General features: G+C 70.2%; 17 protein-coding genes, 1 pseudogene and 1 riboswitch. Of the genes and pseudogenes, 5 read left to right on the forward strand and 13 right to left on the reverse strand.

Going from position 1 to position 21390, the window contains the following annotated elements:
- Window positions 1-122 precede the first annotated feature (122 nt).
- Window positions 123-1622, reverse strand: coding sequence for a glutamate-cysteine ligase family protein (locus P3T39_RS10105; RefSeq protein ID WP_280697060.1), 1500 nt, complete (start codon window positions 1620-1622; stop codon window positions 123-125).
- A gap of 350 nt (window positions 1623-1972) precedes the next feature.
- Here P3T39_RS10105 and P3T39_RS10110 point away from each other — a divergent pair, with 350 nt between their 5' ends.
- Both P3T39_RS10110 and P3T39_RS10115 read left to right on the forward strand, forming a co-directional pair.
- Window positions 1973-2578, forward strand: coding sequence for a hypothetical protein (locus P3T39_RS10110; protein WP_280697061.1), 606 nt, complete (start codon window positions 1973-1975; stop codon window positions 2576-2578).
- A 321-nt stretch (window positions 2579-2899) separates the two neighbouring features.
- Window positions 2900-3091 carry a DUF5999 family protein gene (locus P3T39_RS10115; protein ID WP_280697062.1) on the forward strand — a complete coding sequence of 64 codons (192 nt, stop codon included), beginning with the start codon at window positions 2900-2902 and terminating at the stop codon, window positions 3089-3091.
- 81 nt (window positions 3092-3172) lie between these two features.
- Here P3T39_RS10115 and gcvP read toward each other — a convergent pair whose 3' ends face one another.
- Window positions 3173-6043 carry an aminomethyl-transferring glycine dehydrogenase gene (gene gcvP, locus P3T39_RS10120; RefSeq protein ID WP_280697063.1) on the reverse strand — a complete coding sequence of 957 codons (2871 nt, stop codon included), beginning with the start codon at window positions 6041-6043 and terminating at the stop codon, window positions 3173-3175.
- Window positions 6044-6277: 234 nt separating this feature from the next.
- A riboswitch (glycine riboswitch) is annotated at window positions 6278-6382 on the reverse strand.
- A gap of 221 nt (window positions 6383-6603) precedes the next feature.
- On the opposite strand from gcvP, the pseudogene P3T39_RS10125 reads away from it, so the two are divergent.
- The 3 genes and pseudogenes from P3T39_RS10125 to P3T39_RS10135 form a co-directional block, all read left to right on the forward strand.
- Window positions 6604-6933 (forward strand): annotated as a pseudogene (locus tag P3T39_RS10125) (PRC-barrel domain-containing protein); the annotation flags it as partial.
- Window positions 6934-6963: 30 nt separating this feature from the next.
- A complete protein-coding gene (locus P3T39_RS37530) occupies window positions 6964-7752 on the forward strand; it encodes a DUF2382 domain-containing protein (protein WP_348534325.1) in 789 nt (262 codons plus the stop codon).
- Window positions 7753-7956: 204 nt separating this feature from the next.
- On the forward strand, window positions 7957-9438 hold the full coding sequence (locus tag P3T39_RS10135) for an MFS transporter (RefSeq protein WP_280697065.1): 1482 nt from the start codon (window positions 7957-7959) through the stop codon (window positions 9436-9438).
- Between the two features lie 162 nt (window positions 9439-9600).
- Here the strand turns inward: P3T39_RS10135 and P3T39_RS10140 are convergent, their stop codons facing one another.
- From P3T39_RS10140 to P3T39_RS10190, 11 genes are all read right to left on the reverse strand, one after another.
- Complete coding sequence (locus tag P3T39_RS10140) at window positions 9601-11031, reverse strand: DNA polymerase IV (protein WP_280697066.1); 1431 nt, start codon at window positions 11029-11031, stop codon at window positions 9601-9603.
- 71 nt (window positions 11032-11102) lie between these two features.
- A complete protein-coding gene (locus tag P3T39_RS10145; RefSeq protein ID WP_280697068.1) occupies window positions 11103-11804 on the reverse strand; it encodes an ElyC/SanA/YdcF family protein in 702 nt (233 codons plus the stop codon).
- 154 nt (window positions 11805-11958) lie between these two features.
- Window positions 11959-12648 (reverse strand): MerR family transcriptional regulator, encoded by a 690-nt coding sequence (locus P3T39_RS10150; RefSeq protein ID WP_280697069.1) that lies wholly within the window; start codon window positions 12646-12648, stop codon window positions 11959-11961.
- Window positions 12649-12965: 317 nt separating this feature from the next.
- Window positions 12966-13439 (reverse strand): bifunctional nuclease family protein, encoded by a 474-nt coding sequence (locus P3T39_RS10155; RefSeq protein WP_280697070.1) that lies wholly within the window; start codon window positions 13437-13439, stop codon window positions 12966-12968.
- Window positions 13440-13571: 132 nt separating this feature from the next.
- On the reverse strand, window positions 13572-14324 hold the full coding sequence (locus P3T39_RS10160) for a MerR family transcriptional regulator (protein ID WP_280697089.1): 753 nt from the start codon (window positions 14322-14324) through the stop codon (window positions 13572-13574).
- An 81-nt stretch (window positions 14325-14405) separates the two neighbouring features.
- Window positions 14406-15158 carry an FHA domain-containing protein gene (locus P3T39_RS10165; protein ID WP_280697090.1) on the reverse strand — a complete coding sequence of 251 codons (753 nt, stop codon included), beginning with the start codon at window positions 15156-15158 and terminating at the stop codon, window positions 14406-14408.
- Window positions 15159-15447: 289 nt separating this feature from the next.
- A complete protein-coding gene (locus P3T39_RS10170; protein WP_280697071.1) occupies window positions 15448-16359 on the reverse strand; it encodes a DUF881 domain-containing protein in 912 nt (303 codons plus the stop codon).
- An 11-nt stretch (window positions 16360-16370) separates the two neighbouring features.
- Window positions 16371-16703: a small basic family protein gene (locus tag P3T39_RS10175; protein ID WP_280697073.1), complete on the reverse strand. Its 333-nt coding sequence runs from the start codon at window positions 16701-16703 to the stop codon at window positions 16371-16373.
- Entirely contained in the window at window positions 16700-17731 is a 1032-nt protein-coding gene (locus P3T39_RS10180) for a DUF881 domain-containing protein (RefSeq protein WP_280697074.1), read from the reverse strand. The genes P3T39_RS10175 and P3T39_RS10180 overlap by 4 nt, the downstream gene beginning before the upstream one ends.
- A 171-nt stretch (window positions 17732-17902) precedes the next feature.
- On the reverse strand, window positions 17903-20398 hold the full coding sequence (locus P3T39_RS10185; RefSeq protein WP_280697075.1) for a mannose-1-phosphate guanyltransferase: 2496 nt from the start codon (window positions 20396-20398) through the stop codon (window positions 17903-17905).
- A 217-nt stretch (window positions 20399-20615) separates the two neighbouring features.
- Window positions 20616-21227, reverse strand: a complete 612-nt coding sequence (locus P3T39_RS10190) for a CDP-alcohol phosphatidyltransferase family protein (protein ID WP_280697076.1) — start codon at window positions 21225-21227, stop codon at window positions 20616-20618.
- Window positions 21228-21390 lie beyond the last annotated feature (163 nt).

The following is a 21390-nucleotide window of genomic DNA, read 5'->3' on the forward strand; positions in this document are numbered from 1 at the left end:
ATACCAAGCTTTGAACACCCGGTCGGCCATGCAAGGAACCGCTCGTGCAACCGAGCAGCGCTGTACGGACACGCGCCCCGGACCTGCCCGGCGTACTGCCCGGCAGGCCACTGCACGGAGAGCTAGCCCACCGGCCAGCTGTGGACGGGCTCCCCCGTGCGCGAGTACTCCATGTACCGCCGCGTCATGGCCGCCAGCGCCGCCGCGCGGTCCATGCCGAACTGCTCGCGCAAACGGTGCACGGTGGCACTCTGCCAGGCGGCGCCGTTGGTACGGCGCAGGCAGCGCTGCTCGATGATGCCGAGGTAGCGGTCGCGGTCGCCCGCCGCCACGCCCCACTCGTTGAGCCCCTGGTACGCCAGCGGGAGCAGTTCGCTCAGCACCAGTTCGGTGACCGCGACCGGCACCGTTCCTCGCGCGCCCCGACCGCTCTTCGGCCACTGGAGCACCGTCTCGATGCCGTACCTGGCGGCGTTGTGGAAGTTCTCGTCGGCCTGGGCGAAGGCGAGGCGGGTCCAGATCGGCCTGGGCTGCTCGGCGAGCACCCGGACCAGGCCGTAGAAGAAGGCCGCGTTGGCCAGGGTGTCGGCGACCGTCGGACCGGCCGGCAGGCAGCGGTTCTCCACCCGCAGGTGCGGTACGCCGTCGGCGACGTCGTACACCGGCCGGTTCCAGCGGTAGATGGTGCCGTTGTGCAGGCGCATCTCGGCGAGCCTCGGGATGCCGCCGGAGGCGAGCGTCTTGACCGGGTCCTCGCCGTCGCAGATCGGGAGCAGCGCGGGGAAGTAGCGCAGGTTCTCGGCGAAGAGGTCCAGCGCGGAGTCGACCCAGCGCTCCCCGAACCAGGTGATCGGGCGTACGCCCTGGGCCTTGAGCTCGGCCGAACGGGTGTCGCACGCCTGCTGGAAGAGCACCGGCCTGGTCTCGCGCCACAGCTCCCGGCCGAACAGGAAGGGCGAGTTGGCGCCGAGGGCGACCTGGACGGCGGAGAAGGCCTGGGCGGCGTTCCACACCGAGGCGAAACGCTCGGGGGTGACCTGGAGGTGCAGCTGGAGCGAGGTCGCGGCGGCCTCGGCGACCATGGAGACCGACTCGATCGCCAGATGCTCGACGCCCTCGATGTCGAGAGCGATGTCCTCGCCCCTTGCGGCCAGGATCTGGTCGCTGAGCAGGGTGTAGCGGTCGTTGTGGGACATGGCCTCCAGGCCGGTGTGGTCGAGGTCGAGGGTCGGCAGGATGCCGACCATCACGATCCGGGCACCGACCTCGGTGGCCTTGCGGTCGGCGTACCGCAGACAGGTGTCGAGCTCCTCACGGAGGTCCTCCAGGACATGGCCGCTCAGCCGGTGCGGCGCGATATTGACCTCGATGTTGAACCGGCCCAGCTCGGTCTGGAAGTCGCTGGAGGCGATTGATCCGAGCACCTGCTCGTTGTACAGCAGCGGCTGGCCCTGCTCGTCGGCCAGGTTGAGCTCGATCTCCAGGCCCATCATGGCCTTGGGCCGGTCGAAGCGCTCCTCCCGCAGCATCCGCTCCAGCGCGTCCTGACAGGACTGCAGCTTCCGGCGGTACAGCTGCCGGTCGGCCAGCTCCGCCCGAGTCGCCACGACCTTCTCGCCCATGGGTGCCCCTTCACCTTTGGTCGATCGTCCCTGCATCATGCCCCGCTGGAAGATCAATAGCCTCCAACCCGAACACGTTGACGACACAGTCGTTCTGACGATCCGTCAGACACTTTCCGGCTTGCCATGGGGAACTGAACGTGATAAGAAGGTCACCCTGCGCACCTGTTCGAGTAGAATTCGCACTGCGCTCCTGCCCGGTGCCATGCCGCTCCGAATCCTCATCGTCGGCAGGTTCCGCGGCCGCACCGCGATCATGCCCAACCGGACACGGCCCAGGTCCCGTCACACCAACGCCACGCCGGTATGCCGCACTCGCACGCCGATCTAGCACGGAGAGGCGACCCGCCATGACTATGCAGACGCCCCAGCCCCCGCCCAGCGCCCTGCGCGCGGTTCTTGCCGCGCTCGACTCCGAGGCCGCCCTGTGCCAGCCGGCCGCCGCCGCCCTGCGCGGCGCCGTCGGCCCGCTGCTGCCCTCCCATCCGCTCGCGGTGCACATCCTGGAGGGACCCGGCAGTCAGCTGGCCACGGCCAGGCGCACCGGGTGGCGCTTCCTGATCAAGCGCGGCTCGGCGACGGTCTCGGCGGAACCGGCGGCAACCGCGGAGGTGGCGGCGGCGGCCGAGGTGGTCGAGACGGCGGACGGTCACAGCTTCTCCCACTTCACCGCGGGGCCGTACCTGGACTCCACGGTCCGGGCGCTGCGCCAGGCCTGGCAGCTCGCCCAGTCCTCGCGCTCCCGGCACCAGCCGAGGCTGCTGTCGATGCCCGAGCACTACGCCGCCGCACTCTGGCTACACCACCCGGAGCCGGGCCCTGCCACCGATCTGCTGATTCCACTGGCGCCCGCGCCCTGCGGGGTGACCGCACACCGGGTCTACCCGGCGGCCGAGCTGCTGGCGATGCTGGAGCGCGCGGCCGTCCCCGCGCGGCTGACAGCCGGGATCTCCTGACCGGCATCACCCGAACGGGTCATCCGGGACTGACTCGACCAGGTCGGTCTCCGGATGACCCTTCCGGCTGTCCGGACCGGGCTTCGCCGCCTGAACGGGTGATGTAGAGCGGCCAGTTGTGGCGCATGTCACGAAAACGCTGCGCGACGGCCCCAGGATGCCGACACTGGGAACCAGCGTGGAAAGGGCGTCAGTCCTACCCACCGAAGTGCCGGTTCACACCTGGGCCGGCCGGCAGGATCCGACCGGCAGGGCGGACGCCCAAGGGGGGTGGCCGTGCGGCGGGCCCGGATCGTCGTGAGCGAAGCGAGGGTACGCGTCATGTGCCAGCACCGTCCTGAGTGCCCGTCTGCGGAGTCCGCCGACCGTGAGGCAGCCGTCCCGGTGGCCTGCCACCCCGAGCAGGGGTGGAGCCTGCTCTGCAACGGCGTCCTGGTCTTCGAGGACACCGGCGAACTGCTGCCCGACGGGCAGGTGATCGCGCCGCGCCGAGCGCTGGCCACCGCAGCCTGACACCTCCTCCGGACAGGCCCGGGAGAGACCGAGGGCCCCTCGGAGGATCACTCCTCCGAGGGGCCCTCGCCATCACTGGGGTCAGACGCCGTACTCGTCCAGCGGCGGGCAGGAGCAGACCAGGTTGCGGTCACCGTAGGCGCCGTCGATCCGGCTCACCGGGGGCCAGTACTTGTCGGCCGGGTTCACGCCCGCGGGGAAGACCGCCTCCTGACGGGAGTACGGGTGCGCCCACTCACCGGCCAGGTTGGCGGCGGTGTGCGGGGCATGACGCAGCGGGTTGTCCTCGACCGACCACTCGCCCGAACCGACCTTGTCGATCTCCGCACGGATCTCGATCATCGCCTCGCAGAAGCGGTCGATCTCGTACAGGTCCTCGGACTCGGTGGGCTCGATCATCAGCGTGCCGGCCACCGGGAAGGACATGGTCGGCGCGTGGAAGCCGTAGTCGATCAGGCGCTTGGCGACGTCGTCCACCGTCACGCCCGTCTCCTTGGTGAGCGGACGCAGGTCGATGATGCACTCGTGCGCGACCAGGCCGCCGGGGCCGGTGTAGAGCACCGGGAAGTGCGGCGCCAGCCGCTTGGCGACGTAGTTGGCGTTGAGCACCGCGACCTGGGTGGCGCGCTTGAGGCCCTCGCCGCCCATCAGGCGCACGTACGACCAGGAGATCGGCAGGATGGCCGCCGAACCCCAGGGCGCGGCCGAGATCGGGCCGACACCGGTGGCCGGGCCCGCCTCCGCCTGCATCGGGTGGTTCGGCAGATACGGCGCGAGGTGCGCGCGCACCGCGACCGGGCCCACGCCCGGGCCGCCGCCGCCGTGCGGGATGCAGAAGGTCTTGTGCAGGTTCAGGTGCGAGACGTCCGCGCCGAACTTGCCCGGCTTGGCGAGGCCGACCAGGGCGTTCAGGTTGGCACCGTCCACGTAGACCTGGCCACCGGCCTCGTGCACCAGGGCGCAGATGTCGGTGATCTGGGTCTCGTACACACCGTGGGTGGACGGGTAGGTGACCATCAGCACCGAGAGCTCGTCGCGGTGCTGCTCGATCTTGGCCTTGAGGTCCTCGACGTCCACGTCGCCGTCGACCAGAGTCTTGACCACGACCACCCGCATCCCGGCCATCACGGCCGAGGCCGCGTTGGTGCCGTGCGCGGAGGAGGGGATCAGGCAGACGTTGCGCTGGGCGTCGCCGTTGGACAGGTGGTAGGCGCGCACCGCCAGCAGACCGGCCAGCTCGCCCTGCGACCCGGCGTTCGGCTGGATGGAGACGGCGTCGTAGCCGGTCACCTCGACCAGCTGCTGCTCCAGCTGGCGGATCAGGGTGAGGAAGCCTTCCGCCTGGTCGATCGGCGCGAAGGGGTGCAGCTGGCCGAACTCCGGCCAGGTCACCGGCTCCATCTCGGTGGTCGCGTTGAGCTTCATGGTGCAGGAGCCCAGCGGGATCATGCCGCGGTCCAGCGCGTAGTCCCGGTCCGAGAGGCGGCGCAGGTAGCGCAGCATCGCGGTCTCCGAGCGGTGGCTGTGGAAGACCGGGTGGGTCAGGTACTCGTCCGCGCGCAGCAGGGCGGCGGGCAGCGTCTCGGCGCTCTCGTCCACCTCCGCGGCAACACCGAAGGCGGCCCAGACGGCGGCCAGGTGCTCGCGGGTGGTGGTCTCGTCGCAGGAGATCGAAACGGTGTCCGCGTCGGCCAGGTACAGGTTGATGCCGTTGACCCGGGCGGCGTCGACCACCTCGGCGGCCCGGCCGGGGACGCGGGCGGTGACGGTGTCGAAGAACTCGCCGTGCAGCAGCTCCACGCCGCCGGCCTTCAGGCCCTCGGCGAGCGCGGCGGCGTAGCGGTGGGTGCGCCGGGCGATCTCGGCCAGGCCGTCGGGGCCGTGGTAGACGGCGTACATGGAGGCCATCACGGCCAGCAGCACCTGGGCGGTGCAGATGTTGCTGGTCGCCTTCTCCCGGCGGATGTGCTGCTCGCGGGTCTGCAGCGCCAGGCGGTACGCGCGGTTGCCGTCGGCGTCCACCGAGACGCCGACCAGGCGGCCCGGCAGGTTGCGGGCGTACTCGGCACGCACGGCCAGGTAGCCGGCGTGCGGGCCACCGAAGCCCATCGGCACACCGAAGCGCTGCGAGGTGCCGCAGGCGATGTCGGCGCCGAGCGAGCCCGGGGACTTCAGCAGGGTGAGGGCCAGCAGGTCGGCGGCGACGGCGACGATCGCGCCCAGGCCGTGGGCCTGCTCGATCACCGGGGTGAGGTCGCGCACCGCGCCCGAGGCACCCGGGTACTGGAGCAGCACACCGAAGACGCCGCGCTCGGCGATCTCGGCCGGGATGCCCTCGGCGAGGTCGGCGACGACCACCTCGACGCCGGTGGGCACCGCGCGGGTGTTTATCACCGCGATGGTCTGCGGCAGGGTGTCGGCGTCGACCAGGAAGACGCCGCCCTTGACCTTGGTGACCCGGCGGGCCAGCGCCATCGCCTCGGCGGCGGCGGTGCCCTCGTCCAGCAGGGAGGAGCCGGAGGTGGCCAGCCCGGTCAGGTCGGAGACCAGGGTCTGGAAGTTGAGCAGCGCCTCCAGGCGGCCCTGCGAGATCTCCGGCTGGTACGGGGTGTAGGCGGTGTACCAGGCCGGGTTCTCCAGCACGTTGCGCAGGATCACCGGCGGGGTGAAGGTGCCGTAGTAACCGAGGCCGATCATCGGCTGCAGAACCTGGTTCCGCGAGGCCAGCTCACGGAGTTCGGCGAGGACCTGGGCCTCGCTGCGGCCGGCCGGCAGGCCGAGGGCGGTGAGGCTGCGGATGGCGTCCGGTACGGCTGCGTCGGACAGCTCGTCCAGCGAGCCGTACCCGACCTGGGCGAGCATCTTGTCCTGGGCGGCCGCGTCGGGGCCGATGTGGCGGGTCTCGAAGGGGCTGGCCTGCTCAAGCTCGGCGAGCGTCGGCTGGGCGTTCATGGGGGTCGAGGCCTCCTGGTCACGGACCGGCGGGGGTACACACGCCGCAGGGCTTCGCCGCTGTGGAAGCGGGGGACCTTGTGCGCGCGGACCCGACAGGCCTCCCCCTCTGTCATCGGGACCTGAGAGCTTCGCCGCGCAGGAGGCCCGGGGGCGCCCATCGGCTTGCACCGTCGGTGAGGGTGGTACCGCCGGCTCCCGCGCCAACAGCCCTGCCCTGCTTTCCAGAGTGACCTATCCCACACGGTACGGATGCCTGAGAGATTCCGGGGAGGGTTTGCTCCTTCGGCGCCCCTTTGCCCCAGTTCACGGGGTCGGGGACTCTCCCGCGCGGGCTCGGCGGTCGCGCCCAGGGTACCAGCGGAAGCCCTTCGGATCACCGGTCGGGCAGGGGCCATTGGGCAGGGCACGAACGACCTCGGAAAGCCCAGTCCGCTCCCGTACGGGCGCCCTCGGCTCGCGACCGCCCAATTGATGGCTTTTGGTGTGAAGTGGCGGATGGGCAGCTCCTTCAACCGCCCCCGACGGACTCTCCAAGGAGCATGCGCATGGAGGACAGTGTGCAGACCGATATCGATCCGCGAGACCTGATCGGGCACAAGGCGGTCGACCGGAACGGTGACAAGATCGGCACGGTCGACGAGGTCTATCTCGACGACGCGACCGGTGAGCCCGAGTGGGCCGCGGTGCGGACCGGGATCTTCGGCCGGGACGCCTTCGTCCCGCTCACCACCAGCGAGTTCTCGGGCGAGGAACTCAGGGTCCCGTACGACAAGTCGCTGATCAAGGACTCCCCCGACTTCGGCGTGGGGCAGCACCTCTCGCCCGCACAGGAGCTCCAGCTCTACCGCTACTACGGCCTGGACGCGGACGGTGCTCCCCCGCCACCCGCAACCAACGGCGCCTCCAAGCCCGCCGACCTGGACTTCGGCACGGTCCCGGCGGCCCCGCCGCGCACGCAGACCGCGCCGGCCCCAACCCCGGCCACGGAGGACAGGCCGGTCGCCGCCCCGATCGCGGAGCACAGACCGATCGCCACCCCCGCCCCGGAGCACAGGCCCGCCGCTGCAGAGAGCACGGCGGAGCACAGGCCGACCGCGTTCACCGCGCCGCCCGCACCACCGGCCTCGCCGCTCACCGAAGCCGCGAAGAGCCCCACCACGCTGGACAAGCCCGCGCCCCGCGCCACCGAGGCCAACAGGCGGGCCGTCAACACCCCCGCCGTGGAGCGCACCCCCGCAGCGGCCGCGCCGAGCAGTGCCCCGAGCGGGCCCATCGAGATCACCTGCCGCGAGGAGCGCCTCGACATCAGCACCGAGTGGCATGTGCTGGGCACCGCACGGCTGCGCAAGTACGTGACGACCGAGCCCGTGGAGCGCCGGGTGCCGGTGGTCCGGGAGCGGGTGCGGGTGGAGCGGATCCCGGTCACCGAGGCCGAGCGGGCCGTGCTGAGCGACCGTGAGATCGCCGAGGCCGTGGAGGAGGTCACGCTGCGCGGGGAACGGCCGGTGGTGCGCAAGACCCCGGTCCCGATCGAGCGGGTCCGCCTGGTGGTCGAGCGCTACACCGAGGAGGAGGTGATCCGCGAGGAACTGCGCCGGGAACACGTCGAGGTCCAGGACAGCACCGGCGCGGACATCCCCGCCGCGCCCACCGCTCCGCCGTCGGCCCCGCCGCCCGCCCGGCCCGAGCCCCTGCGCCACGCCTGAGCCCGATGGCCTTCGCGGCCTTGCAGTCCGGGCGCCCCGAGCCCCCGGTCCCGCCCCCAGCGGAGCCGGGGGCTCCGCTTTGCCTAATTTTCACCGATAGATATTTGACATAGTGAAGTATCTCGGGGCATCGTTACTTCAGTTCGTTGACTTTCTCCCTTGGAAACAGTTCGCTTCCAGGGGCCCTGAACTGGAGGAAGAACCGTGAGTGAGGCACCACAGCCCAGCTCCGCGGCCGAGAAGCCGAGCAGCGCACGGGTGCTACCCGCTCTGATCCTGGCGATGCTGGCGTTCAGCGTGGTGCAGACCGCGGTCGTCCCGATCCTGCCCTCGCTGGCCAAGGAGCTGCACGTCGCAGGCTCCAACATCACCTGGCTGATGACGGCCAACCTGCTCTCCGCCGCCGTGCTGACCCCGCTGCTGGGCCGCTTCGGCGACCTGCGCGGCCGCAAGCCGATGCTGCTGATCTCCCTTGCCGGCCTGATCGCCGGTTCCGCCCTCGCGGTCGGCACCCACTCCTTCGGCTGGCTGGTCGTCGCCCGCGTCCTGCAGGGCGCCGGCGGTGGCGTGCTCCCGCTGGCGATCAGCATCGTCCGTGACGAGCTCCCCAAGGAGAAGGTCACCGGCGGCGTCGCCGCGATCAGTGCCTCGATGGGTGTCGGCTCGGGCCTTGGCCTGGTTGCCACCGGTCTGCTGCTGGAGCACTGGAGCTACAAGTCCATCTTCTGGATGGGTCTGATCTTCGGCCTGATCGCGGTCGCCCTGGTCGCGCTGCGCGTCCCGAAGGACCCGGTCGTGGACAAGGACGGCGGTGCCGACCCGCTCGGCGCGCTCACCCTGGCCGGCTGGCTCTCCGCCCTGCTGATCGCCGTCAGCCAGGGCAACCACTGGGGCTGGACCTCCACCAAGACGCTCGGCCTGTTCGCCGTCGCCGCCGTGGTCGCCCTGATCTGGATCGCCATCGAGACCAAGGTCAGCCACCCGCTGGTGGACATGAAGATGATGTCCCGCCCGGCCGTCGCCTTCACCAACATCTCCGGCCTGCTCATCGGCTTCGGGATGTACGGCTCCTTCATGGTGATCAGCAACTTCGCACAGACCCCCGCGAAGTTCGCCCACTACGGCTTCACCGCCACCGTGCTGCACGCCGGTGTGATGCTGCTGCCGTCCGCCATCGGCTCGATGGTGGCCGCACCGGTCGGCGCGCTGCTGATCTCCCGCAGCGGTCCGCGACTGCCGCTGGTCCTCGGTGGCCTGCTCGGCGCGGTCTCCATGGCCTACCTGGCCGTCCGGCACAGCGCCGAGGGTGACATCTACCTCGCCTCCGCCGTCTTCGGTCTCGGCGTCGGCCTCGCCTACGCGGCGATGCCCGCCTACATCAACGGTGCCGTACCGCCCGAGCAGAGCGGTATCGCCAACGGCATGAACGCCGTGCTGCGCACCGTCGGTGGCGCCATCGGCACCGCCGTGATGGGCGCGATCCTGACCGGCGACACCATCAAGTTCCCGGTCCCGATGCCGATCCAGCTGCCCACCCTGGACGCCTACAAGCACGCCTACTGGGTCGCCGCCGTGATGTGTCTGGTGGCCGCCGTGGTGCCGTTCGCGATCCGTCGCATGAAGCCTGCCACCGCCGTTCCGGTGGCGGACAGCTCCGACTCGGAGCTGGTCAAGACCGGCGCCTGACGAGGCGCCCGCCCTCGCTCTCAGGGACAGGGAGCGAGGGGACTGGGCCCCGGCGGTCGGTGAGGGCATCACGACCCGCCCGAGGCCCAGCTCGACAAGCGGCCCCGTGCCCGGACAAGTTCCGGGCACGGGGCCGCAACATTTCTGCCGCCCCCGGAGCCCTCACTGCGGCCGCAACGGGAGCGGATCGGCGGGCTCCAGCTCCGGATCCTCGATCAGGAAAGTCCGCACCCGGCCGGGCACGCTGTAGGGCGTCTCGAACCGTACGGTGACCCGGCCGACGCCGCTTCCCTGCACCCAGCCCGGTCCGTACCGCGCATGGCTCACGTCCTGCCCCGGCATCCAGCGCCGGACGGCCGCAGGCTCCGGCTCCTCCGAGCGCACGGGGGCCGCCTCGGGCTCCGCCCGGCCCTCCCCCTGCTGCTCTGCCTGCTGCTCCCCCTGCTGCTCTGCCTGAGCCGCCACCTCGGCCTCCGCAACTGCCTGTGCCTCGGCGGCCGCCTGGGCGAAGAGGTCCTCCTGCGTGAAGTCCGCCAGCTGGGAGACCCCGACACCCAGCAGTCGCACCCCTCCCGTGGTGTCCACCTGCGTCGCCAGCCGCCGGGCCGTCTCGGTGATCACCGCCTCGTCGTCGGTCGGCGCACGCAGAGTCTCGGACCTCGTAAGGGTGGAGAAGTCGAAGCGGCGCACCTTGAGCACCACCGTACGGCCGGAGCGGCCCGCAGCCCGCAGACGTCCGACACAGCGCGCCGCCAGAACGTCGACCTCGTGCAGGATGCGGTCCCGATCGGCCAGGTCCACCTCGAAGGTGTCCTCCACCGAGACCGACTTGGCGTCGCGATCCGGCACCACCGGGCGCTCGTCCAGACCTATGGACATCGCGTAGACGCCCGCCCCGTGCGCCCGGCCGAGCAGTTGGACCAACTCGCCCTCCCCCGCCTCCGCCAGATCGGCCACCGTGGCCAGGCCGGCCCGCCGCAGCACCTGCTCGGTGGCCGGACCGACGCCGGGCAGCGCCCGGACCGGCATCGGGCTCAGCACCGCCCGCTCGGATCCGATCTCCACCAGCACCAGACCGTCCGGCTTGGCCTGCTCAGAGGCGATCTTCGCCATCAGCTTCGACCCGGCCGCACCGACCGATCCGGTCAGCGCCGTCCGCGCCTCGATGTCCGCACGGAGATCCTCGGCGATCGCCAGCACCATCTGGGCGCCCTCCTGCGGGCCCGCGGCGGCCAGCGCGGGACCGTACGGTCCTGCCTCCAGATCAACGAACGCCTCGTCCAGACTCAGCGGTTCGACCAGTGGCGACAGCTCGCGCAGCAGCTCCATCACGATCTCGCTCACCTGCCGGTAGGCGGGAAAGCGGCCGGACAGGAAGGCGGCATTGGGACAGAGCCGCCGGGCCTGCGCCATCGGCATCGCCGAGTGCACTCCAAAGCGCCGAGCCTCGTACGAGGCGGTGGACACCACCCCACGGCCGCCCAGACCGCCGACCACCACCGGTTTGCCGCGCAGACTCGGCTTGGCCGCCTGCTCCACCGCGGCGAAGAAGGCGTCCATGTCGAGATGGATGATGCTCGGCACTGTCCGCACCTGCTGATCATCCCGCAGGGGTCTGACAATCCCCGGTCAGTGGCCCGCCGGTCGCCCATCGGCTCCGGGGGTCAGTGCCGGGCCGCGTCCGCCAGCGCCCGGGCAATTCCGGGTTCAGGAACCCCGAGGAAGTGCGGATCGGGTCGCAGCCAGGCGTTCAGCGCGGCCTTGCCCGCACCCGGGACCTCCCGCAGACCGCCGTAGTACCAGGTCGCATCGGCCGGCTCCGGCACTCCGACGGCGTACGAGTCGATACCCGCCGCGCGGCAGAGCGCCAGCGCCCGGCGCACATGGAAGCTCTGGCTGACCAGCACCGCCCGGTCCACCCCGAAGATCCGCCGCGCCCGCGCGCAGGAGTCCCAGGTGTCGAAACCCGCGTAGTCCTCCACCACCCGGATGTCCGGCACGCCATGGCCGACCAGGTACCGGCGCATGGCGTCGGGCTCGTTGTAGCTGCTGCGGCTGTTGTCGCCGGTCACCAAAATCGCCTGCACCTTGCGCTGCTGATAGAGCGTCAGCGCCGCGTCCAGCCGGTGTGCAAGGTACGGGGAGGGCTCACCGTCGAACAGACCGGCGCCGAAGACCACGGCGACCGGAGCACTCGGCGCGCTCTCGACGGTACCGACGTGATCGCCCTCGCTCAGCCAGAGCCAGGTGCTCGGGGCCAGCGCCAGCGCGCTCAGCAGAGCGGCCGCCTGGAAGGCCCGGCGCTGTGCCCGTCTCGTCCGGGGCAACCGTAGCCGGGGCAGCCAAGGCCGCAATATCCATCCCATCGGGTCCCCCTCTTGATCACGATTCATCTGCCCGGACGGCATCGAGGGCCCGGACGGTTCCCCGTCCGGGCCCTCGTTCGAATCCGTTGGCCGCTCGCTGCGCCGACCGTCCGCCGGGCGCACCGAGCGCCTGCTCAGTGCGCCGATCGGCTGTTCAGCCGGCGCGGTTGCGGCGCTGGGCCAGCTCGTCGCCCGGGTCATGCCCGATCAGGGTCTCGCCGGTGTCCGTCCGCTCCGCGTGCAGCCGCCCGAGCAGGACCTCCAGGTCCTGCCGGACCGCACCGACGGCGATGCCGAAGACGCCGTGACCGCCCTTCAGCAGATCCACCACCTGCTGCGGGGAGGTGCACTCGTACACCGTGGCACCGTCGCACATCAGGGTCAGACCGCCCAGATCCGCGACCTCGGCGGTCTGCAGGTGGGTGATGGCGACCCGGATGTTCTGCAGTGAGACGCCGGCATCGAGCAGCCGCTTGACGATCTTGAGAAGCAGGATGTCGCGGAAGCTGTACAGCCGCTGTGCACTCGCCGAGTACGTACTGCGCACGCTGGGCTCCAGCAGCCCGGTACGGGCCCAGTAGTCCAGCTGGCGGTAGGTGATTCCGGCGGCGGCACAGGCCGTCGGCCCCCGGTAGCCCAGCAGCTCGGACGTCGGCGCCAGCCGTTCGATCGCGGGCTGCCCCGGCTGCACGGCCGGGAATCGACCGACCCTCGGCAGGTCGCGCTCCTGCTGATCGGCCCCCGAGACCTCCCAGGCCCGCTCCAGCAGCGGCTTCCGCCCGGGGCGCGGGACGTGCACGGAGCACGGGCCTCCAACGGCTGCTTCATCGCCCATGCCGCTCATGCCTACCTCCGTCCGCTCGTCCTGTGGGCCGTCTGGCCCCGAGTGGCGTAACTCACCGGAGCCACTCCTGACGGTAGGCAGTCGCCAGTGACCCGTCAACGATCGCCACGCCGAGGCTCACCACAAATGTCACTCGGTGGAGTGGTTTTTCGTGCCCTAAGTGTGGGTACCTGGACGCCCTTTGGCAAAACGCGACTTGCAGGTGACACGCCGCGGACCTATCAGCCCCGGAGGCTCCGTCGGCGAGGCTCCGTCGGCGAGGCTCCGTCGGCGAGGCTCCGTCGGCGAGGCTCCGTCGGCCCACCGGGAGGCGGCCGCTACTGCTGGCCGCCGCCGAAGTCCTCCGGGGAGACCTGGTCGAGGAACTCGCGGAACTTCTCCACCTCGTCCTCCTGCTCGTCCGGGATCGCGATGCCCGCCTCGGCGAGCACCTCCTCACTCCCGTAGATCGGAGTGCCGGTGCGCAGGGCGAGGGCTATCGCGTCCGAGGGACGCGCGCTGACCTCGACACCACCGGCGAACACCAGCTCGGCGTAGAACACGCCCTCCCTGAGGTCGCTGATCCGCACCTCGGTGAGTTGCTGGCCGAGCGCGTCGAGCACGTCCTTGAACAGGTCGTGAGTCAACGGCCGCACCGGTGTCATGCCCTGCTGGGCGAAGGCGATCGCGGTCGCCTCGCCAGGACCGATCCAGATCGGCAGGTACCGATCGCCCCCTACCTCCCGCAGCAGCACGATCGGCTGGTTGGAAGGCATCTCCACCCGGACACCCACGACGTCGAGCTCATTCACAGTGGCAACCCTATGACCCCTGCCCCGGATATGAAAGCGCAACCGGTCGCGGCGCCCCTCCGCACGCGCCCGCGCGCCCCCGAGCAGCGGGTTTCGGCCGCAGAACAGCGCACTCGGCAGACACCGGACATGTCACTGACCCGGCCGGGCCTTCAGTCCCGCCTGCACCATCGCGGCATGCAGCCGCACCGACAGCGTGGCCAGCTCGCGTGCGGTGGCCTCGGCATGGGCCCTGGTCTGCGGGTTCCGATGCCGCCGAAGCGGCGCGACCACCTGCTCGACCAGGGCGACCTCACGGTCCGCCGCCGCCTTCATCGCCCGCAGATGGCGTGGTTCCAGGCCGTATCGGCCGAGCTCCGCGACGAGTCTGGCGACCTGCAGGGCCTCGCCGTCGAAACCGCCGTCCGTCCCGGGGGCGACCAGCCCGTACGACTCCCACTCCGTCAACTCCGGCTCGCCCGCCTCCGCCGCCGCCAGCAGCTCGGCCCGGCCGAGCCGGACACCCGGCACCGCGCCGGAGGCCGCCACCAGCTCCCGGTCCGCCTCCTCCAGCGGGCCGGGCCGCGCCTCCGGAGCCGGCAGCGCCGGGGGAGCCTCGCCGCGTTCCATCGCGTCGAGGTGCTCCCGGATCACCCGCAGTGGCAGATAGTGGTCGCGCTGCATCCGCAGCACATACGCAAGCCGCTCGACGTCGGACGAACTGAACTTGCGGTAACCCGAGGGCGTCCGCTGCGGCTCCACCAGCCCCTCCGCCTCCAGGAAGCGGATCTTGGAGATGGTGACCTCCGGGAAGTCGTCCCGAAGGAACGTCAGCACGGCGCCGATGCTCAGCAGCTCGTCACCGCGCCGGCGCCGCGCCTCGGCCGCTCGACGCGAACCGGGCACGACGACGGCCTCGACGGATGAAGGGGGATGCACGGTCACTCGGGGCTCCTGCCGACGTGTTGTTCAGTACCCCCGATGTGTTCAGTACCCCCGGTGCGGACTGGCGAAGAAGACCAGCCGGTACTTCCCGATCTGCACCTCGTCGCCGTTGTTCAGCGACACCTGGTCGATCCGCTCCCGGTTGACGTACGTGCCGTTGAGGCTGCCCACGTCGGCCACCGAGAAGCCACCGGGCGTCCGGCGGAACTCCACGTGGCGACGGGAGACGGTGACGTCGTCAAGGAAGATGTCACCCTCCGGGTGGCGACCCGCCGTGGTGACGTCCGAGTCGAGCAGGAAGCGGCTGCCCGAGTTCGGGCCGCGCTGCACGATCAGCAGGGCCGAGCCCGGAGGCAGCGCGTCGATCGCGGACAGCACCTCGGCCGAGAGCGCCGGCGTGGCGCCCGTCCCGGTGGCGGTGGGGTCGTAGGACTCCAGACCGGCGATCGAGATGGTCGAGGTGGTCTCCGCCGCGCCCTCGGCCAGCAGCCCGCCGCGCAGCGCCGTGCCGCAGTTGGAGCAGAAGCGGGCCACCGCGGGGTTCTGGTTCCCGCATCGGGGACAGCGGGTGGCGCCGGTCATGTTCACAGCCTCCTGGCTCGGCACACCCGACGGAGCGTGCCCGGCGTAGGGATCCGGGGCAAACCCTCCACCAGAGGTTGAGGGTCCTGACTGGAAACCTATGCGCGGGGAACCCGAAGAATCAACCGACGCGCCGTAGCCCGCCTGATTGCCGACACCGTCGCGGTACAGCGGCCGCTCGGCGTACTGGTCGTGCTCCGGCGCCGGCCGCATCCCGGGAACGGCAACCTCGTCGTCGGACAGGCGGTGACGCGCCGTGGGCGCTTCAACGGCCGCGGCCCGGCGCTTGTTACGACCGAACAGCTTCGAGAACAGACTCACGGGCGAATCTCCTTGCGTGTGACAGACCCGCCCGCGGGGCAGGGTGAGAGGCTCGGACAGGCGGCTGGCCCGGCACCTGGCCGGGGCTGATCGAGAGGCACGTCCCAGTGTCGCCGACAGCCGCCGTGCACCCGCCGCCGGGGGCGCAGGCCGACTGACGGACCGTACGGCAGTCGCGCCGTCACTTCGCCGCCGGCGTGGCGTACTGGGAGGTCTTCGGGGTGGCGAGCGCGTCCACGGTCACCGACTGCTGCTCGGAGATCGTGGCCTGCGCCTGCTGCTTCTCCAGGGTGCGCACCACACCACCCGGGATGTTGAGAGCGGGCGTCAGATCCTGCGGGTTGCCGATCACGGTGAATCGGAACGGCTGCGACACCTTCCTACCGTCGATCTGCACACCACCCGCCGACGAATCGGTGAAGTAGGTGCCGGCCACCACTCGCACATCGTTGATCTGAATCGCCTCCGCCCCCGCCGCTCGAAGTTCCTGCAGGGTGTCCAGCAGCATATCCGCCTTCACCTGCCCTTGGGGATCATCGACCGTCAGTACGATGCCCGGACCTGTGGCTTTGACGGTGCCGGCGAGCACTCCGAGCTCCGTCGCCTTTTTCCTGGTCTGCTCCTGAGCCTCCTTCGCCTGGTTGGAGCTGTTCTCCAACTGGGTGAGGGACTGCTCAAGCTGTGTCTTCTCCTGCTGGAGACGCTGCTGACGGCTGTCCAGTTCGTCGAGGATACGAACCAGATCCTCCTGGCGGGCACCGCGCAGCTGATTGTGGTCGCTGGTGGACCGCACCTGGATGGCCAGCGCCAGGCCGAGCGCGCACAGCAGCCCGGCCACCACCACCTGGCCCCGCGAGAGACGCGGCGGCCACAGCGCCGCCTTCAGCCGCCGCCGGGCATCGGCAGGCGGCGTGGCAGGACGACCAACTGCCGGGTCCGGCTCGGGATCCGGCGGAGTGTCAGCAGCCGACGGCGTGTCGTCCGGCTCGGGGGTCGACTCCGCCGTCCGGTCATGTTCCGGCCTCGGCCGATCCTCCGGTTCCTGCGGCTGCTCCTCCGAGCCCTCCTGAGGCTTCTTTCCGTCCTCGCTCATCGCTCCCCCTCTCAGGCCCGGAACACATGCCGCCGGATCGCGGCAGCGTTGGAGAAGATCCGGATGCCGAGCACGACCACCACGCCCGTGGAGAGCTGCGAGCCGACCCCGAGCTTGTCGCCGAGGAAGACGATCAGGGCCGCGACCACCACGTTCGAGAGGAAGGAGACCACGAACACCTTGTCGTCGAAGATCCCGTCCAGCATCGCCCGCACGCCCCCGAACACCGCGTCCAGGGCCGCCACGATCGCGATCGGCAGATAGGGCACGACGGCGTCCGGCACCTCGGGCTGCACGAAGAGGCCGACGACCACCCCGATCACGAGACCCAGTACGGCAATCACGGTGTTGATGCTCCTGTCGCTGTGGGGGTGGACGTACTCTTGCTGGACTTGGACGAGCCCCCGGCCTTCGGCGAACCGGTGGACTTCGGCGGAGCCGACGGCGGGGGCGAAGCCGTTGGCGACGACGCCGGCGCCGGCGGGGAGGCAGCGGTGACCGGCTGCGCGTACCGCAGCGTGATGCCGAGAGCACCCGGCAGGCTCACCTTCTTCTGCGTGGAGAGGCTGGACTTGATGCCGTAGCCCTCCTGTATCAACCGCAGATAGTGACCGGCCTCGCCGTCCTGGAAGGCCTTCGCCAGCCTCGGCCCGTCCCCGATGGACAGCACGGTGTACGGCGGCACCAGCGGCCGGTTGTCCACCAGCACCGCATCGCCCGCCGCCCGGATCGCCGAGAGCACGGTCAGCCGCTGCCCGTTGATCGCGACGCCCTCCGCGCCGGCCAGCCAGAGCCCGTTCACCACCAGCTGGAGGTCACGGTCCTTCAGGCGTCCGCTGTTCTGGAAACCCTCGGTCTGGCGCGGATTGTTCGCCGAGCCGCCGACGCCGGTCCCCGAGGCGTCCTCGATCACCAACTTCACGCCCGGGCCGGACACCTCGCCCGTCCCCGCCTGCCCGGCTATCACGGAGAGCCCGCCGTCGTCCTCGGTACTCAGCGCATGCTGCTGTGCCTGCTCGACCTTGTCGCGCAGGTCCTCGATCTGCTTCTGCAGCTTGTCGGCGGCCCCGGTGGCGTCGTTCACACGGTGGACCAGCGCGTCCCGCTCCTTCGCCAGAGTCGGGGCGGCCTCCTGGCTGTTGACTGCGCCGACGGTGACCACGGTCGCCGCGAGGGCAAGACCCAGCGCCAGCGTCAGCCGCCCCCGCGTGGAGGCGGGCAGTCGACTGGACCCCTCGTCGCCCCTGGCCCTCGCCGCCTCGGCGTAGCCCTCGTCCAGGCTGTGGTCCATGACGTTGGTCAGCAGGGACATCGAGGCATCAGGACGCGCATAGCGCGCGGCCCGGTCACTCGGCGTCGGGGGTGCTGGCATGCAGTACATCGTCCCACGTCGCGGATCCGATGAATGCACAGGCCCCGGCGTCCGCCCAGTACCCGGCCGTGGGCCGACGAACGACCACCAGCGCTCTCAAGCGCCCCTGGAACGAGCTGTCGGGGCCGACGGAACCTTCCGGCCCCGCGACCCCGACAGCCAGCCGCTCGACTACCGTCCGGCGCTGTCCACCACCGCGGCCCACTCATCCAGCAACTGCTCGGTGGCCGCGTCGTCCGGGCCCTCCGCCCAGAGGTGGGTCACCGCCTCGGCCGGGTCGGGCAGCACCAGCGTCCAGCGGCCGTCGGGCTCCACCACCCGGACGCCGTCCGTCGTGTCCAGCTGGCGGTTGCCCGCCGCCTCCACCACGGAACGCATCACCATGCCCTTCGCCGCCCACGGCGTGGCAATGTCCCTCCGCTGGATGTGCGCCTGGGGAATCCGCGCATCAATCTGACTGAGCGTCAGCTGAGTACGGGCCACCAGGCCCACCAGCCGTACGAAGGCCGCCGCGCCGTCCAGCACCCCGCTGAACTCCGGCACCACGAACCCGCCCCGGCCGTCCCCGCCGAAGATCGTGCCCTCGGCGGCGGCCGCCTTGGCGAGATCGTCAGGTGAGGTGGTCGTCCAGCAGACCTGGGTGCCGTGGTAGGCCGCAACCTGCTCGGCGATCCTGGTCGTGGTGACCGGCAGCGCCACCTGGCCGCTGCGCCGCTCCGCCGCGACCAGGTCGAGCAGCACCAGCAGCGCCCGGTCGTCCTCGATCACCCGGCCGAGCTCGTCCACGAAGGACACCCGCTCGCCGACCGGATCGAACCGGACCCCGAAGGCCGCCTTCGAGGAGGACACCAGCTCCCCGAGCCTGGCCAGCCCGGCTCGCCGCTCCTCCGCGTCCTCGGTCGGCCTGCCCTCGTCCAGGCCGGTGCTGACCGTCAGCGCCTCGACTCCGAGCCGCCCGAGGATGCTGGGCAGAACGAGTCCCGCACTGCCGTGCGCGGCATCGACCACCACCTTCAGACCGGCCTCCCGGACGCCCGTGATGTCCACGGCCCGCAGCAGATTGCCCGCGTAGGAGTCGAAGACGCTGGACGGGAAGGTCAGATCCCCGATCTCCCCGGGGAAAGCCCGGCGGTACTCCTGCCGCGCGTACACCCGGTCCAGCTTGCGCTGCCCGGCCTGCGAGAGATCGGCACCGCGCTCGTCGAAGAAGAGGATGTCGAGCGAGTCCGGCACCCCCGGTGTGGTCCGCAGGAAGATCCCACCGGCACTGCCACGCGCGGTGTGCTGCCGGGCGACCGGCATGGGTACGTTCTCAAGGTCCCGGACGTCGATCGCGCTGGTCTGCAGAGCCGAGATCATCGCCCGTTTGAGCGCACGGGCACCACGCGAGTGGTCACGCGCAATGGTGACGGTGGCACCCTTCTTGAGCGTCGTGGCATACGCCCCGGCCAGCCGCACCGCCAGCTCCGGGGTGATCTCGACATTGAGGATGCCGGAGACGCCGCGCACGCCGAACAGGTGCTCCTGGCCGCGCGACTCCCAGATCACCGAGGTGTTGACGAAGGCGCCGGCCTCGACGGTCTTGAACGGGTAGACCCGGACGTTGCCCGAGATGATCGACTCCTCGCCGATCAGGCACTCGTCGCCGATCACGGCCCCGTCCTCGATCCGGGCCGCCCGCATCACGTCGGTGTTCTTGCCCACCACGCAGCCGCGCAGGTTGCTCTGCGGGCCGATGTAGACGTTGTCATGGATGACCGCCTTGTGCAGGAAGGCACCGCGCTTGACGACCACGTTGCTGCCCAGCACGGTGTGCTCACGCAGCTCGACCCCGGCCTCCACCTTGGCGTAGTCACCGATGTACAGCGGCCCGCGCAGTACGGCCTCCGGGTCGACCTCGGCGCCCTCGGCCACCCACACACCGGGCGAGATCTCGAAGCCGTCCAGCTCGACGTCGACCTTGCCGTCCAGGACGTCCGCCTGCGCCTTGCCGTAGCTCTCGTGGGTGCCGACGTCCTCCCAGTAGCCCTCGGCGACGTAGCCGTAGACCGGCTTCCCCTCCTTGAGCAGCTGGGGGAAGACATCGCTGGACCAGTCCACCACCTCGCCGGCCGCGACATAGTCGAAGACCTCCGGCTCCATCACGTAGATGCCGGTGTTCACGGTGTCCGAGAAGACCTGCCCCCAGGTCGGCTTCTCCAGGAAGCGTTCGACCCGCCCGCTCTCATCGGTGATGGTGATTCCGAATTCCAGGGGGTTCGGCACCCTGGTCAGACACACCGTGACCAGCGCGCCCTTGCGCCGGTGGAAGGCGATCAGTTCGGAGAGATCGAAGTCGGTGAGCGCATCCCCCGAGATCACCAGGAACGAGTCGTCCCTGAGCGCGTCCTCGGCGTTCTTCACGCTTCCTGCCGTACCGAGCGGGACCTCCTCGTTGGCATATGTGAGATGCATACCCAACTCTTCACCGTCACCAAAATAGTTCTTCACCAGAGAGGCCAAGAACTGCACGGTGACAACGGTGTCGGTGAGGCCATGCCGCTTCAGCAGCCGCAACACGTGCTCCATGATCGGCCTGTTGGCGACCGGCAGCAGCGGCTTGGGCATGCTCGACGTCATCGGCCGGAGGCGGGTGCCCTCGCCCCCTGCCATCACAACGGCTTTCATTACGGGTGCGTCCTCCTTCGCGGTGGTGGACCCTGGGATCCATCAAACCGTTCCAGAGCATCTCTACCCGGATGATTACGTCCGACTCACCGTAACGTCGTGTGCCATGTCTCAGACCGTCCCAAACACACGACGCGTCTCAGACGTATGTCGCGACGCGCATACGTCCCGGCCGAGTACGTCCACCACACCGTCAGTATGCGCCGCCGGAGCCGCCTCAGCTCGCGGAAGCAGCATCCGCCTTCACGATCTGCCGGGCCTGCACCGCATACAGGATGGCGGCCCACCAGTAGAGCGTCGTCCCCCACCAGATGAACGCCCAGCTGACGATCTCGGCCGGGGTGGCGATCCAACTTGTCCCATCGCCCAGGAGGAGGAGCGGAAAGGCGTACATCAGATTGAAGGTCGCCGCCTTGCCGAGGAAACTCACCTGCAGCGGACCGTATCCGTGCCGGTTCAGAATCGGCAGAAGCGATGCGATGAACAGCTCCCGCGTGAGCAGAATCGCCGTCACCCACCACGGCAGAATCTCCCGCCAGGTCAAACCGACCAGCGTGGAGAGCACATACAGCCGGTCAGCAGCCGGATCCAGGATCTGCCCGAGCCGGCTGATCTGCCCCCACCGCCGAGCCAGCTTCCCGTCGAGGTAGTCGCTGATCCCACTCAGCATCAGCACGACGATGGCCCAACCGTCGTTCTTCGGCCCCCCGAAGACCGGCCACAGAATCAGCCACAGGAAGATCGGTACCCCCACCAGCCGACCCATGCTGAGCAGGTTGGGAATGGTGAGGACGCGGTCGGTCTGAACGCGCGTCTCCTGGACCTCCACCCGGGGGCCTCCTGACGGTACGACAACTGTGCGGCATTGACCCTACAACAGAGAAGCCCCCTCCCGAACCCGGGAGGGGGCTTTCTACTGTCAAAATTTGTTCGGCGGCGTCCTACTCTCCCACAGGGTCCCCCCTGCAGTACCATCGGCGCTACGAGGCTTA

Source organism: Kitasatospora sp. GP82 (genome assembly GCF_029892105.1).
In the GTDB taxonomy this organism is placed as follows: Bacteria; Actinomycetota; Actinomycetes; order Streptomycetales; family Streptomycetaceae; genus Kitasatospora.

Coding starts and splice junctions, on each gene's coding strand:
- P3T39_RS10105 (WP_280697060.1), bottom strand. CDS start 1,622: ATGGGCGAGAAGGTCGTGGCGACTCGGGCGGAGCTGGCCGACCGGCAG.
- P3T39_RS10110 (WP_280697061.1), top strand. CDS start 1,973: ATGACTATGCAGACGCCCCAGCCCCCGCCCAGCGCCCTGCGCGCGGTT.
- P3T39_RS10115 (WP_280697062.1), top strand. CDS start 2,900: ATGTGCCAGCACCGTCCTGAGTGCCCGTCTGCGGAGTCCGCCGACCGT.
- gcvP (WP_280697063.1), bottom strand. CDS start 6,043: ATGAACGCCCAGCCGACGCTCGCCGAGCTTGAGCAGGCCAGCCCCTTC.
- P3T39_RS10145 (WP_280697068.1), bottom strand. CDS start 11,804: ATGGGATGGATATTGCGGCCTTGGCTGCCCCGGCTACGGTTGCCCCGG.
- P3T39_RS10150 (WP_280697069.1), bottom strand. CDS start 12,648: ATGAGCGGCATGGGCGATGAAGCAGCCGTTGGAGGCCCGTGCTCCGTG.
- P3T39_RS10165 (WP_280697090.1), bottom strand. CDS start 15,158: ATGCGGCCGGCGCCGGAGCACGACCAGTACGCCGAGCGGCCGCTGTAC.
- P3T39_RS10170 (WP_280697071.1), bottom strand. CDS start 16,359: ATGAGCGAGGACGGAAAGAAGCCTCAGGAGGGCTCGGAGGAGCAGCCG.
- P3T39_RS10180 (WP_280697074.1), bottom strand. CDS start 17,731: ATGCCAGCACCCCCGACGCCGAGTGACCGGGCCGCGCGCTATGCGCGT.
- P3T39_RS10185 (WP_280697075.1), bottom strand. CDS start 20,398: ATGAAAGCCGTTGTGATGGCAGGGGGCGAGGGCACCCGCCTCCGGCCG.